Origin of the sequence: Yoonia tamlensis, from assembly GCF_900115105.1 — a bacterium.
In the GTDB taxonomy this organism is placed as follows: domain Bacteria; phylum Pseudomonadota; class Alphaproteobacteria; order Rhodobacterales; family Rhodobacteraceae; genus Yoonia; species Yoonia tamlensis.
Genome location: NZ_FOYP01000001.1, coordinates 1,472,416 through 1,486,632 on the forward strand (window position 1 = coordinate 1,472,416; position 14,217 = coordinate 1,486,632).

General features: G+C 56.7%; 14 protein-coding genes. 8 read left to right on the forward strand and 6 right to left on the reverse strand.

Features of this window, described 5'->3' with window-relative positions:
• Window positions 1-83: 83 nt before the first annotated feature.
• From BM320_RS07655 to iscR, 4 genes are all read right to left on the reverse strand, one after another.
• The gene (locus BM320_RS07655; RefSeq protein ID WP_090198493.1) at window positions 84-602 is read right to left on the reverse strand and encodes a hypothetical protein; all 519 of its coding nucleotides are present in this window, start codon (window positions 600-602) and stop codon (window positions 84-86) included.
• A gap of 117 nt (window positions 603-719) precedes the next feature.
• Window positions 720-2,243 carry a Fe-S cluster assembly protein SufB gene (gene sufB / locus BM320_RS07660; protein ID WP_090200464.1) on the reverse strand — a complete coding sequence of 508 codons (1,524 nt, stop codon included), beginning with the start codon at window positions 2,241-2,243 and terminating at the stop codon, window positions 720-722.
• Between the two features lie 11 nt (window positions 2,244-2,254).
• Complete coding sequence (locus tag BM320_RS07665; RefSeq protein WP_090198496.1) at window positions 2,255-3,289, reverse strand: cysteine desulfurase family protein; 1,035 nt, start codon at window positions 3,287-3,289, stop codon at window positions 2,255-2,257.
• Window positions 3,290-3,345: 56 nt separating this feature from the next.
• Window positions 3,346-3,807 (reverse strand): Fe-S cluster assembly transcriptional regulator IscR, encoded by a 462-nt coding sequence (iscR, locus tag BM320_RS07670; RefSeq protein ID WP_090198499.1) that lies wholly within the window; start codon window positions 3,805-3,807, stop codon window positions 3,346-3,348.
• A gap of 164 nt (window positions 3,808-3,971) precedes the next feature.
• On the opposite strand from iscR, the gene BM320_RS07675 reads away from it, so the two are divergent.
• The 7 genes from BM320_RS07675 (at window position 3,972) to BM320_RS07705 (ending at window position 9,493) form a co-directional block, all read left to right on the forward strand.
• On the forward strand, window positions 3,972-4,625 hold the full coding sequence (locus BM320_RS07675; protein WP_090198502.1) for an alpha/beta hydrolase: 654 nt from the start codon (window positions 3,972-3,974) through the stop codon (window positions 4,623-4,625).
• A 4-nt stretch (window positions 4,626-4,629) separates the two neighbouring features.
• The gene (locus BM320_RS16580) at window positions 4,630-5,028 is read left to right on the forward strand and encodes a hypothetical protein (protein ID WP_311135493.1); all 399 of its coding nucleotides are present in this window, start codon (window positions 4,630-4,632) and stop codon (window positions 5,026-5,028) included.
• Entirely contained in the window at window positions 5,029-5,610 is a 582-nt protein-coding gene (locus BM320_RS07685; protein ID WP_090198504.1) for an HD domain-containing protein, read from the forward strand.
• Between the two features lie 96 nt (window positions 5,611-5,706).
• Entirely contained in the window at window positions 5,707-7,893 is a 2,187-nt protein-coding gene (locus tag BM320_RS07690) for a DEAD/DEAH box helicase (RefSeq protein WP_090198507.1), read from the forward strand.
• Window positions 7,894-7,974: 81 nt separating this feature from the next.
• Window positions 7,975-8,292: a TfoX/Sxy family protein gene (locus BM320_RS07695; RefSeq protein ID WP_090198509.1), complete on the forward strand. Its 318-nt coding sequence runs from the start codon at window positions 7,975-7,977 to the stop codon at window positions 8,290-8,292.
• Between the two features lie 100 nt (window positions 8,293-8,392).
• Window positions 8,393-8,959 (forward strand): putative outer membrane beta-barrel protein, encoded by a 567-nt coding sequence (locus tag BM320_RS07700; protein ID WP_090198512.1) that lies wholly within the window; start codon window positions 8,393-8,395, stop codon window positions 8,957-8,959.
• A 111-nt stretch (window positions 8,960-9,070) separates the two neighbouring features.
• Window positions 9,071-9,493 carry a DUF4112 domain-containing protein gene (locus BM320_RS07705; protein WP_090198515.1) on the forward strand — a complete coding sequence of 141 codons (423 nt, stop codon included), beginning with the start codon at window positions 9,071-9,073 and terminating at the stop codon, window positions 9,491-9,493.
• On the opposite strand, the gene ndk is transcribed toward BM320_RS07705, so the two are convergent.
• Entirely contained in the window at window positions 9,490-9,912 is a 423-nt protein-coding gene (gene ndk / locus BM320_RS07710; RefSeq protein ID WP_090198518.1) for a nucleoside-diphosphate kinase, read from the reverse strand. The two genes, BM320_RS07705 and ndk, sit on opposite strands and share 4 nt — an antisense overlap.
• A 152-nt stretch (window positions 9,913-10,064) precedes the next feature.
• Complete coding sequence (locus tag BM320_RS07715) at window positions 10,065-12,224, reverse strand: esterase-like activity of phytase family protein (protein WP_090198520.1); 2,160 nt, start codon at window positions 12,222-12,224, stop codon at window positions 10,065-10,067.
• 136 nt (window positions 12,225-12,360) lie between these two features.
• Between BM320_RS07715 and BM320_RS07720 the strand changes: the two genes are divergently transcribed.
• Window positions 12,361-14,214, forward strand: coding sequence for an ABC-F family ATP-binding cassette domain-containing protein (locus BM320_RS07720; RefSeq protein WP_090198523.1), 1,854 nt, complete (start codon window positions 12,361-12,363; stop codon window positions 14,212-14,214).
• Window positions 14,215-14,217: the final 3 nt, after the last annotated feature.

Sequence of the window (14,217 nt, forward strand, 5' to 3'; positions counted from 1 at the left end):
TAAATCTGGATTGATTGGAACAGCATAAATCACCCCGTACGGGGCGTTATCAGCTGGTAAAAACGGTGTGTGCGGGCGGTCGTCTAGTTTGACATGAACGCAAAAACGTTGCCCTGAACGACAATCGAACCGACCTCGGTTGTGGCTTGAACCTCGGCGACATATTCCGGCGTATAGATTTTGCCCATCAGGTCCGGCCATTTCCAGATCAGATTGTGGCCGGCAACCAACATGGCGCAAAGCCCCGCGATCTGCCCAAGCCGCCCGATCGGCTGGCGCCGTTGCATCAGTGCGGAAAGCACCAGCACGAACCAGAACCCGATCAGAATATCGGTGAACGTCACCGCGGTATTCCCGCCCGACAGGCCCAGATACCGCACCCGCACGACCTGCGCGCCGAACATCGCGACCCCGCCCAAGACCATCGACACCAAGAACGCTGTTAACGCCTCGTTGCTTTTTGACGGTGGCTTTTCGATCTTGGAACGCGCGACGCGTTTGGGGATATGCATCTGCAAATCGGGGTCGTAATAGGAATTGTTGCGCGGGTTCTTGATACGCTTGATCCGCGCGTCGAAATCCTTTTGCCCCATATTCGCCATCGTTTATCGCTCCGGATTGCAATTTATCACAACCGTTTACGCGCAAACTACGGCAACTTTCGGGCCGCGCGGTGGCGCTTGCTAGGCAAGATCGCGTATGTCCAAAGACATGTCGCATCAGCCCACAGACCCTTCCAGTGAGATCGCGACAAGCGCTTGCGCTTCCATCGCAAATTCCATCGGCAGCGCTTGCAGCACCTCTTTGCAGAACCCGTTGACGACCAAAGCGACGGCTTCTTCTTCGTCCATTCCGCGTGCGCGACAGTAGAACAATTGTTCGTCGTCAACCTTCGAAGTGGTCGCTTCGTGCTCGACGCGGCTGCTGTTATTTTTGACCTCGATATAGGGCACTGTGTGGGCGCCGCATTTATCGCCGATCAACAGGCTGTCACACTGCGTATAATTGCGCGATTCCTTGGCTTTGGGGTGCATCGACACAAGCCCGCGGTAGGTGTTTTGCGCCTTGCCCGCCGAAATCCCTTTGGACACGATCCGCGATTTTGTGTTCTTGCCCAGATGCACCATTTTGGTGCCGGTATCGGCCTGCTGCATGTTGTTGGCGATGGCGATGGAATAGAATTCGCCTTGGCTTTCATTGCCGCGCAGGATGCAGCTTGGGTATTTCCAAGTCACCGCCGAACCTGTTTCGACTTGCGTCCACATGATCTTGGCGCGATCACCACGGCAATCGGCGCGTTTGGTTACAAAATTATAGATCCCGCCAACACCGTTTTCATCACCCGGATACCAGTTTTGTACGGTCGAATACTTCACTTCCGCGTCTTCTTCGATGATGATCTCCACCACCGCCGCGTGTAGCTGCGCTGTGTCGCGTTTCGGGGCGGTACAGCCTTCCAGATAGGACACGTATGAGCCCTTGTCGGCGATGATCAGCGTGCGTTCAAACTGGCCGGTGTTCTCGGCGTTGATCCGGAAATAGGTCGACAATTCCATCGGGCAGCGCACGCCAGGCGGCACATAGACGAACGAACCATCTGAAAACACGGCGGAATTCAGCGTGGCATAAAAATTGTCGGATGGTGGCACGACGGTGCCAAGGTATTTCTTAACCAACTCAGGATGTTTTTCGATCGCTTCCGAGATTGAACAGAAAATCACGCCGGCCTTTTCCAGTTCTTTCTGGAACGTCGTGCCGACCGACACCGAATCAAACACCGCATCGACGGCCACTTTGCGGCCCTCGGCGGGGGCATCTTCGGCGCCCTCAACACCCGCAAGGATCATCTGTTCCTTCAGCGGAATGCCCAGTTTCTTGTAGGTTTCCAAAAGCTTGGGATCGACATCATCCAATGACTTGGGCTTTTCGGCCATGCTTTTGGGGCGGGCATAGTAATAGATGTCCTGAAAATCGATTTCGGGATAACTGACCATCGCCCAAGTGGGTTCTTCGATCTGTTCCCAACGGGCAAAGGCCGAAAGCCGCCATTCGGTCATCCAGTCGGGCTCGTTATTCTTGCCCGAAATCAGCTTGACGATATCGGTGTTCACGCCTTTTGGGGCATAATCCATCTCGATCTCGGTATTCCAGCCGTATTTATAGGTACCAGACAGTTTGGACACCGCATCAACGGTTTCCTGATCAACGCCATCTTTGACTTCTACGTCTTTGATATCAGACATTTTCTTTTCCTCTAGGCGGCCCGAAGCCGCGCCCGTTTTTGCGTCCAAGCCTGCACAAAGCGCATGACTTCATCTTCTGTTGTTTCAATCCCCAGCGACACGCGAAGCGCGCTTGCTGCGGCATCATTATCCAGTCCCAACGCGCCCAGCACACGGCTGGTTTTCACCTTACCCGAAGAACAGGCCGACCCTGCCGACACGGCAAATCCGGCCAGATCCATCGCCATCACTTGGGTTTCACCCTTCCAGCCAGGCGTTGCAAAGCAACTGGTGTTGGGCAATCTGTTCGCGTCTTTCCCGACAAAAATAGTGTTCTTTTCGGCGGTCTCAATGGCCTTTTCTAGAATATTTCTAAGTTGTGCAACCCGTTCCCAACGGCCAGCGGCCAAATCCGCCTGCGCAGCCATGGCTGCGGCGCCCATTCCGGCAATGGCGATCACGTTTTCCGTGCCCGAACGGCGGCCCATTTCCTGCCCGCCACCCTTGATTTGCGCGGCGACATCTGTTCCTGCGGGAAAGATCAGCGCGCCCACACCTTTGGGGCCGCCGAATTTATGCGCCGACAGAAAAACCATCTGCACCCCCGACCACGCAAAGGCAAAAGGCACTTTGCCAAACCCTTGGGTGATATCGCTGACAGCCAGCCCTGCTGGCAAATCCTGCACAACGCCCGTTTCGGAATTGGCAAGCTGCAATGTCGCCACCGCCGGATCATCCACAACCGCAAGCCCGTCATGCAGGCGTAAAACCGGATCTATCCATGCATGCACCGCGTCATGCTCAATCATCGCACCCTTCAGACCGCGCCCCGCCAACGCCAGCGCCGCGGCCTCGGTCGCGCCTGATGTAAACACCACATCCGCGCCGGATGCGCCCACCGCTTCGGCCAGCTGCAACCGCGCTTTTTCAACAATTGCCTTGGCCGCACGGCCTTCTGCATGCACCGATGACGGGTTGCCCACCACATCCATCGCCGCAATCATCGCCGCGCGCGCCTCGGCCCGCAAAGGCGTGGTCGCATTATGATCCAGATAGGTTCTTCTCATATCATCTTGCCAAAACTACTCCGGGGGAGGCCGCAGGCCGGGGGCAGCGCCCCTCTTTATTCCTCATCAACAACCTCGAACAATGCGGGCACCGCAGGACAGGGGGCCAGACCATTGGCAACAACATCCGAAAGTCGCGCCTGATGCAAAAACACATAGACATGCGCACTTAGCCCCTCCCACAACCGGTTAGTCAGCGATTGTGCGCGCGACCCCGACGCGCCGCCCGATGCCCCTGCCCCTTTGTGCATGGCTGAAACGGTTTCGTCGACGGCGCCCAAAATTTCAGACACCCGCATCTCGGACGCGGGGCGGGCCAGCCGGTAGCCCCCACCCGGCCCACGTACGGAATCGACCAATCCGGCGCGACGCAGCTTGACAAAAAGCTGTTCAAGATAGGGTAGCGAAATATCCTGACGCTTTGATATCTCGGTCAGGTTCACCAATGTGTCTTTGGGTTGCAGCGCCAAATCGGCCAGTGCGACCATCGCATAGCGACCTTTTGTGCTTAATTTCATCGCTTAATCCCTTATGCAGGCGCAATTTCATTGACGGCGCGGCGCTGCGTGATTACTTCACCGTGACCAGATAATGTGGGATCTCTCCCAGATTAGAACCTTTCTAAGGTGCCTGAGCGTTTTCGTCAACAATGCACAAGCACCACAGCAGCGACGGAATCTCAATGCCCGAAGTCATCTTTCCCGGACCCGAAGGACGCCTCGAAGGGCGTTACCACCCGCAAAAAGACCGCGATGCACCTATTGCCATCGTCTTGCATCCGCATCCGCAGTTTGGCGGCACGATGAACAATCGCGTTGTCTATAACCTGCATTACGCATTTTATAACATGGGATTTACGGTTTTGCGGTTCAACTTCCGCGGTGTTGGGCGCTCTCAGGGTGAATATGACCAAGGCGTTGGCGAATTGTCGGATGCGGCATCGGCGCTGGATTACCTGCAATCCATGAACAGCAACTCCAAACATTGCTGGGTTGCCGGTTTTTCATTCGGGGCATGGATCGGCATGCAGCTTTTGATGCGCCGCCCCGAAATTACAGGGTTTATTTCCGTCAGCCCGCCCGCGAATATGTATGATTTCAGCTTCCTTGCGCCCTGCCCTTCTTCGGGCTTGATCATTAACGGATCAAACGACCGTGTCGCGCCGCCAGCCGATACTGTCAATCTGGTCAACAAGCTGCACGAACAAAAAGGCATCACCGTCACCCATGACGAAATGCAGGGCGCGGGCCACTTCTTTGAAGATCCCTATATGGATCCGATGATTGACACCGTCAAAACCTATGTGCGGCGGCGATTGACAGAAAACACACGGTAGCAACATGGCTGATTCCTATCTTGATAAGGTCGCAGACGAGCTGGCTGATCTGGCATTGGCGGATCAGGCAGCGTCCGGTGATATTGCGATTACGGAAACCATTGGCACGCTGTTGGGTGCCTCATCGCAAACCCTGCAAGAGGCGTTTTTGACCGCCGTGCGCGTGCGCCGCGCCGAAGAACGCGCACGCGCCCTGCTTGCCGAACGCAAGGCCAATAACTACCAAGATGGGCCCAAGCCCCAAGCCGCACCGCTGCAAGGGCTGTCGGACGAAGAAAAAGAAGCGCAGCTTGACGAAGAGGTTGCTGATCTATGGGGCGGCACGGTCAAACCGTCAGAAGACGAAGCAGACGCGCCAGAGCCGGAACCATCCGTCAACATGCCGCGCCGCGTCAAACGCTAGATGGCGGACCGGATCACCGCGCAGCTTGCGTTTTTGACTGAGGCCGACAAGCTCAAATCAACCCTGCGCGCGACCACGCTATGCGATGCATCACGGCGCGAAAATTCCGGCGAACATAGCTGGCATATCGCACTATATGCGATGGTCATGGCCGAACATGCGGTGCGGCCCGTGCAAATCGACCGCGTAATCAAGATGCTGTTGATCCACGATATTGTCGAAATCGACGCGGGCGATGCGCCCATTCACGGCGATCATGACCCTGCGGCCCAAGAGGCCATCGAACAGGCCGCCGCCGACCGGATATTCGGGCTTTTGCCCGCTGATCAGGCGGACGCATTCCGCGCGCTTTGGGATGAATTCGAAGCCGCCCAAACCGATGATGCGGTCTTTGCCAAATCCATCGACAGGGTGCAGCCCGTGATCGCGAACCTTGAAACAGGTGGCGGCACATGGCCCACCTATAACGTCACGCCCGCGCAGCTTGAAACCCGTGTCGGGGCCAAGGTCACACGCGGCGCGCCCGCGATCTGGGCGGCGCTAAAGGCGCGCATTGATCGCTGGTTTTTACAAAACACCTAAATTAACGCTATTATTAGCCGTAACATCACGTCTTACCCCTATACAAACGCGGCCCTTGCGCGTAGTGCGCACGCTTACCCGCCAGAAAGCCCCCCGATGACCACGATGATCCAGACACTTGCCGACGCCCTTGCCAAACAGGGCTACACCGAATTGACCCCCGTCCAAGAGGCCGTCACAGCGCCCGAATTGGAAGGCAAAGACCTGCTGGTTTCAGCGCAGACCGGATCAGGCAAGACCGTGGGTTTCGGGCTTGCGATTGGATCAACAATTTTGGGCGAAGATGGCCATTTTGGCCCTGCAGGCAGACCATTGGCATTGGTGATCGCACCAACACGCGAACTGGCGTTGCAGGTGAAACGCGAATTGCAGTGGCTTTATGCGGGTGCGGGCGTGACGATGGCGTCAACCGTGGGCGGCATGGACATGCGCGATGAACGCCGTGCGCTGGATCGCGGTGCGCATATTGTTGTCGCGACACCGGGCCGTCTAAAAGACCACATCATGCGCGGCAGCCTTGATATGTCCGACATGCGCGCGATTGTTTTGGACGAAGCCGATGAAATGCTTGACCTCGGGTTCCGCGAAGATCTTGAATTCATTTTGGGCGAAGCCCCCGAAACACGCCGCACCTTGATGTTCTCGGCGACTGTGCCGCCGATGATTGCCAAGCTCGCAAAGTCGTACCAGCGCGATTCCATCCGTGTTGCGACCGTTAGCAAGGAATCCCAGCACAGCGATATCGAATACCGCGCACTGACCGTCGCCAACCATGATATTGACGCTGCGATTATCAACTGCCTGCGGTTTTATGATGCGCCGAATGCGATTGTGTTTTGTAACACGCGCGCCTCGGTCACACGGCTGACGACGCGCCTGTCCAACCGTGGCTTTGCCACAGTGGCCCTTTCAGGCGAATTGTCACAAAACGAACGTTCGCACGCGCTACAAGCCATGCGCGACGGGCGCGCGCGGGTTTGTGTGGCGACGGATGTTGCCGCGCGCGGGATCGACCTGCCGAACCTTGAACTGGTAATCCACGCCGAACTGCCAACCAACGCCGAAACCTTGTTGCACCGCTCTGGCCGGACGGGTCGCGCGGGCCGCAAAGGGATTTCCGCACTGATCGCTCCTGCGAAAATGCGCCGCCGCGCGGAAAACCTGCTCAAATGGGGCAAGCTGACCGCAACATGGGCCGTGCCGCCAACTGCAGATGAGGTCAAAGCGCGTGACGAAGAACGCCTGCTGCAAGATCCGGTCTGGTCTGAAGAATTCAGCGAAAGCGAACAGGAATTCGCAACACGGCTATTGGCCGCGCATGCGCCCGAACAAATCGCGGCGGCCTATCTGCGGCTATATGCGGGCAAGCAATCCGCGCCAGAACATCTGTCGGAATACGCAGACGGACCGCAACGCGCCGAACGCGGCGACCGCCCCGAACGCGCGCCGCGCGAACACAAGGCCTTTGGCCCGTCCAAATGGTTCAGCGTCGATGTTGGCCGCGAAGGCAAGGCAGAAGCCCGTTGGTTGCTGCCGATGATCTGCAAGGCCGGTGACATCACCAAGAATGAAATCGGTGCGATCCGCATCCAGCCCAACGAGACCTTTGTCGAGATTGCAGAACCAGCGGTTGCCGGATTTTTGAAATCCGTCGGCAGCGATATGAAGCTCGAAAATCAGGCCAACCTGACCGCACTGGACAGCCCGCCACAATTGGGTGAACGCGGACCGCGCAAGACCAAGCGTGATTATGACGACCGCCCGAAACGCGATTTTGGCGACAAGCCCAAACGTGACTATGGCGATAAACCCAAACGTGACTATGGCGATAAACCCAAACGCGCGGCCCCGCGCGACCGTGGCGCCCCGCCCCCGTCTTCGCAGCATGATGTCGCAGCAATCCAGCCCGTACCGGGTGCCGCCGACGATTATTCCGCACGCAAACCGCGCCATAAACCCGAACGCCGCGATCACGGTGACGCGCTTGTCGCGAAAAAGGGCAAGCCGCCTTATAAGGCAAAATCAGACAGTGGAAAGCCGCCCTATAAGGGAAAATCCGACGGAGCAAAGCCAGCCTATAAAGGCAAATCCGACGGCGGCAAGCCAGCCTATAAGGGCAAGTCCGACGGCGGAAAACCGGCCTACAAAGGCAAGTCAGACGGCGGCAAGCCTGCTTTCAAGGGCAAATCTGATGGCGGCAAGCCACGTGCAAAAGCCAATGACACCTCCAAGCGGTTCACCCCGCCAGGCGGCAAGGCCAAACCGCGCAAGCCACGCAGTTAACAAATCAACAGCCGCATCCATTGATTTGGGTGCGGCTTGATTTCTCTGGGCATCCTTTTGCGCTGCGCGTATTCTGGACGCATGACAGCGCTGACATCCATCAAAAATATCGGCCCCGCTTTTGAAAAATCGCTCAAGGCTGCCGGGATAACGACCGCCGAGCAACTGCGCGAAATGGGCGCGGACGCGGCCTATCGCCGGTTGCTTGAAAATGGCGGACGCCCGCATTTCATAGGCTATTACGTGCTGCATATGGCCCTGCAAGGCCGCCCGTGGAATGATTGCAAAGGCGAAGAGAAAAAGGCGCTGCGCAAATCATTCGACCAGATCAAAGCGGGCAGTTTCGACGCTGACCGGTCCGAGCTGGAACAGTTTTTGGACCGCATTGGTGTCAGATAGGCCGACACGCGGACCTATGGCCACACATTGGTTAATGCCTATTCACATACCGCTGCCCATGCTAGGCAGGCCACGCACAAATCATTTCCGAGGATAGATTATGAATATCCATACTGGCATTGTTGCGCTGGCACTCGCGGCAATGTCGCAGGCAGTATCCGCGCAAACGCTTTCATACGAAGCCTACCTTGGCGGCGCATTCGACCTTACCGCCGACGGGCTTGGCTACAATGGCATTGATTACCCGCTGGATAATGGCGGCGCGATTGGCTTTGGCGTCTATACCGACCAGTTTGGTGAGATCGAAGTCGGTGTCGATGTCATGGCCACCGACCGTGGGTACACAGAATATGGGGATCACCTGCAAAGCCTGTCTTTGATGGTTGTTGGTCGCTATCCCATTGCTGACTTCGGCGTCGGAAACGCCTACGCGGCCGCTGGTTTGGGCGTGATTAATGTGCGTTATGACGGCAAGGATGCCTACCCTGATGCTACTGGCAGCGCGATCACAACAGGTGGCCAAATTGGCCTTGGCGCGCGGTTCCAAGCTGGTAGCGGTCAGATATTTACCGAACTCAAATATCAAACGGCATTTGACATGGTCGATATTGTTGACCCCGACATTGAATATAACAGCACGTCTTTGATTGTCGGCTATCGGTTCTAGATCGCCTTACGTCAAACAGCTCGCCCTACAGGTCGTCGGGCGAGTTATTTTTTACCCTGCGCCGAAGTAAATACCCTTCACATTTACGCGCGAATCGTTTATGTTAACGTCATGAACATTGAACAAGACATTGATTTTGAACTGTCCCGCCTGCGCAAAACCGCGCAGCGTATGGACGCGCTTTTCTATATTCCGCGCACCCGCGTGTCTGTGGGGTTTGATAATATATTGGGGCTTGTGCCGGTTGTCGGTGACTTCGCGGCACTTATCCCGTCGCTGTGGATGATCAAACAGGCGCACCGTCTTGGCGCAACACCGGGCACTTTGGTCTATATGCTGGCGAATACGCTGCTTGATTTTGCCATCGGGTCGATCCCTGTGGTCGGCGACCTGTTCGACCTTTTGTATAATGCCAATATCCGCAACTATCGCGCGCTTGAAATCAATCTGAACAAAAAAGCCGCCCGCGCCAAATCGGTGCGGACGGCCCCAAAAGATATTGCTTGGGCGCACCCAAACCTGCTGGCGGATTAACCGACCAGTTCAAGACCCGAGAAGAAGAAAGCGATTTCTTCTGCGGCTGTTTCAGGTGCGTCTGACCCGTGAACAGAGTTTTCACCGATAGACAGCGCGAATTCCTTGCGGATTGTGCCTTCGGCCGCGTCTGCTGGGTTTGTTGCGCCCATAACTTCGCGGTTTTTCGCGATCGCGTCTTCGCCTTCCAGAACCTGTACGACGATTGGCTCTGAAATCATGAATTCGCAAAGTTCACCAAAGAACGGACGCTCGGAATGCACACCGTAGAATTGCTGTGCCTGTGCCAGTGTCAGCTGGATACGCTTGGACGCAACGATGCGCAGGCCGGCTTCTTCGAATTTAGCGGCGATTGCGCCAGTCAGGTTACGTTTTGTCGCGTCAGGTTTGATGATCGAAAATGTACGCTGGATAGCCATGTTTTTAGGTCTTTCATTGCGATGGGTTTACTTTGTGGCACCCCCTAACATGGGGCGGGCGCTGTGAAAAGACCTCGCTTGTCGACTTTGCACAAAACAACAGCAGCCGCCCGAAGCGATCGGGCGGCTGCAGCTAAACGGCGCGGCGGCGCCTAGTTGTCCAGACCGTCAATCGCCCAGAACATCGTTTCACCCGAATGATCATCAACGCCGTCATTGTCGGTGACCACATAGGCAGTGCCGTTTGGCGTGAAGGTCAACCCTTCAACTTTATCAAGCACATAACCACCGGTTGATGTCAGGTCGGGGATCAGGTCGCGCACAATTTCCTTGCGCACGACAGGCAGATCGCCACCCAATGGCGCGGGCACCATCTGGTCAAGCGACACGCGGGTGATTTGTTTCACAACAGCATTCGCGCCGATCTGGTTGTCGCGTTCGATCAGGTAGACATAATCACCTTGCGCGACGATCTCGGACAGGCCGATCCAGCCTGTTGCAGGCGTCTCAAGCGGATAATGCACTGCACCCCATTCCCCGGTCTCAAGGTTATAGGCGACGAGCTTTGCCAAACCTGCGGCGTCGTCTTCCCATTCGCGCTGTACGGCCACCCAAAGCGTATCACCGACAAGGGTGATCCCTTCGAACCCAAACCGTTTCTGGACACCCAGCAACGCGTTCGGCAGGCCGATTTCCTGATCAATCGCCCCATCTGCATCCACATGGTAGATCGCGTGTGGCACGTTCCGGTCGATCCGGCCTTCGGAAGCGACCCAATAGCCGCCCTGCCCGTCCACGGCGATCCCTTCCATATCCATCAATTGCGCAGGGTAGCCCGCGCGGGTCACAGGCGTAGCCGCGATGATTTGCGCAGGTGTGACGCTGACATCAACGGTAAAGATTGTTGGCTGGTAGCTGTAAAAGCTGTCGTTGATTGCAACCAATGTGCTGTCATCAACTGCCGCCAGCCCCGAAAGCGCGCCCCAGCCAATCAGGCTGTCTGCACCCGCCGAAGTGATCATCGGATATGTGGCATCTGCGTCTGAATATTCAAAGATCATCACATGGCTGCGCACGCCGCCATCTGCGATAAGGTCGACCTCGTTTGCGGAAACAAGCAGGTTGCGCGATGGAATGGCAACATAGCCTTCTGGCCCGATCCCTGACGGCAATAGCTGGGTCAGGACGGGCGCTGACAGATCGGACACATCATAAACCCCGACCATTGACGCGCGCTCAGCGCCGACAAACACCATTGGCGTTTCGCCAAATGTTGCTGTTTCAATGGATTCAGGCTCGACACCTTTGCTGTCGGACCGTTTATCAGGGTAGTGGCCCGCCTGAATAATCGCATATTCAAAAGATGTGCCTGCATCATAAACGACTGTGCCGTCAGCGTTGAAAATGGTCCAGCCACGTGTCCCGCCGTCCATGTCGCCTTCGTTCGCGGTGGCAAAATGCGTGTCGTCGATCCATTTTACTGCATCAGGTTCGCGCGGCAGACCGGATTGGCTTTCGGTGAATAGCAGTGCCGCGCGTTCATCAGTGGCGTCGATCCCATCAAGATCAACGGTGCCCGCGCTAAAGTGGTTTTTGATCGCACCGTCACGGCCTACAACGACCATATGGTTGTTTTCTTGCATGCTGACGATCACGTCACCTGCGGCGTTAATGTCCACGAATTCGGGTTCGGGGTCTTCGGGGCTGATCGCGGCCAGATCGGTCATCGCAACATTGATCAGCGTGTCGCAATCGGCAACACCATCCGCGATTTGCACCAGTGTCAGCGCACCGGCAGGCAGTTGGCCGGTGCGGCCATCGCCCAAATCCTCGTCACGCTCGTTTTCAATCGCCACCGCAACAAACGAACCGTCTTTGGCAACCGCAATACTGTCCGGCTGCCCTGGCAGTTCACAGCTTGCCAGCTCTGCGCCGGTTGCAATATCGACAGCAGCCAAACGTCCCGACGGCGCGGTATAGCTTTCCGAGGTATTCACCCCGACAAAGGCCACGTTGCCCACGATCCCAACCGATGTCGGTTCACCGTTCATATCGATATTGCCAAGCGGCGCAGGGTTGGCAGGGTCGGTAATATCAATCCGGCCAATCGCACCCAAGGGGCTGTCAGTATATACAAGCGTCATGCCATCGGCGGTCGCTGCGATGATCTCGGCGGATGTTTCAACGGCTTGGTCGCCCGCGCCGATATTCAAATGCGTGGGGAATGATGCAATGCGGTTAAATGTGTCGGCTTGCGCAATTCCAGCGGTCAGCGCAATCACGGATGTCAGACAGTAAAAACGATAGGTCATGATGATCCTCAGGGTTAGTTGCCTTCGCCGCATGCGCCCGCGATGTGACAACGGTGTAAAGCTTCGGTGACGATTTCATGACCGAAGAAAAATCACCGGATTGACCCGCCCGTTAGGATCGCGCATAGCCCCTCTCATGCTTAAAATATCTGACATCACATATTCCGTCGAAGGCCGCACATTGGTCGAACACGCCACCGTCACGATCCCCACAGGCCACAAGGTTGGTCTGGTCGGGCGCAACGGGTCGGGCAAGACAACCCTGTTCCGTGTGATCCGCGGCGAAATGGTGCTTGATACCGGCACGGTGACCATCCCGCGCGGCTGGAAAATCGGCGGTGTCAGCCAAGAGGTTCCCGGCAACGAAGTGTCACTGATCGACACCGTGCTGCGCGCCGATACCGAACGCGAGGCCCTGCTGGCCGAAGCCGAAACCGCAACCGACCCCGACCGTATCGCCGAGGTGCAAACGCGGCTTGCCGATATCGACGCATGGTCCGCCGAAGCCCGCGCCGCCACGATCCTCAAGGGGCTCGGGTTTACGCACGAAGAACAACAACAGCCTTGTTCCGCCTTTTCGGGCGGCTGGCGGATGCGCGTGGCGCTTGCGGCAGTCCTGTTCAGCGAACCGGACCTCTTGCTGCTCGACGAACCGACAAACTATCTTGATCTTGAAGGCGCGCTCTGGCTCGAGGCCTATCTGGTCAAATACCCGCATACCGTGCTGATCGTCAGCCATGACCGCGAATTGCTCAACCGCTCTGTGGGCGGGATCTTGCATCTCGAAGACAAGGGGCTGATCTACTACACTGGCACCTATGATATGTTCGCCAAACAACGCGCCGCCAACCGTGCGGTGCAGGCTGCGGCGGCCAAAAAACAAGACGCGCAGCGCCAGCATTTGCAGGCCTTTGTCGACCGGTTCAAAGCCAAAGCATCCAAAGCCAAGCAAGCCCAGTCACGGGTCAAGGCGCTTGAAAAAATGGAAACCATCCGCGCGCCAGAAGATGCTGCGCGCACTGTGTTCACATTCCCCGAACCCGAAGAATTATCTCCCCCCATCATCGCAACCGAAGGCGCATCCGTGGGTTATGGCGAAACCGTTATCCTGCGCGACCTGAACCTGCGCATCGACCAGGATGACCGCATCGCGCTATTGGGGCGCAACGGTGAAGGGAAATCCACACTTTCCAAGATGTTATCAGGTCGTCTTGATGTGATGAACGGCAAGATGGTGACATCAAACAAGCTGCGCATCGGCTTTTTTGCACAGCATCAGGTGGATGAATTGCGGGTCGAAGAAACCCCGCTCGATCACCTGTTCCGCGAACGCGCGCACGAAGGTCAGGCCAAACTGCGCGCGCGGCTCGCGGGCTTTGGGCTTGGCGCCGATCAAGCCGATACAGAGGTCGGTCGTCTGTCCGGTGGGCAAAAGGCACGCCTGTCACTGCTGCTGGCCACCCTGCCCGCGCCGCATCTGTTGATCCTCGACGAGCCGACAAACCACCTTGATATCGAAAGCCGCGAAGCGCTGGTCGAAGCGCTCACCGCCTATTCGGGTGCTGTCATCCTTGTCAGCCACGATATGCACCTGCTTTCTATGGTCGCGGATCGTCTGTGGCTGGTCAAAGACGGGCATGTGGACCCCTATGATGACGATCTCGAATCGTACCGTAAGCTTTTGCTGACCCCTGAAAAGCAGCTTGAAAAAGCAAAGCCGAAACCCGCAGCCGCGCCCAAGCCCAGCCGCGAGAAAATTCAGGCGATGCGCGCGGACGTGCGCAAAAACGAAGAACGCGTCAATAAAATCAACGACATGCGCGACAAACTTGCCAAAAAGCTCGCTGATCCAGCGCTTTATGAGGACGGCAAAGCAGGCGAATTGGCGACATGGAACAAGAAATATGCCGAAGTCATGGATGCCCATGCCCGCGCTGAATCCATGTGGATGGTGGCCCTTGAACGGCTGGAAAAGGCAGAGAAGGCGTAATTC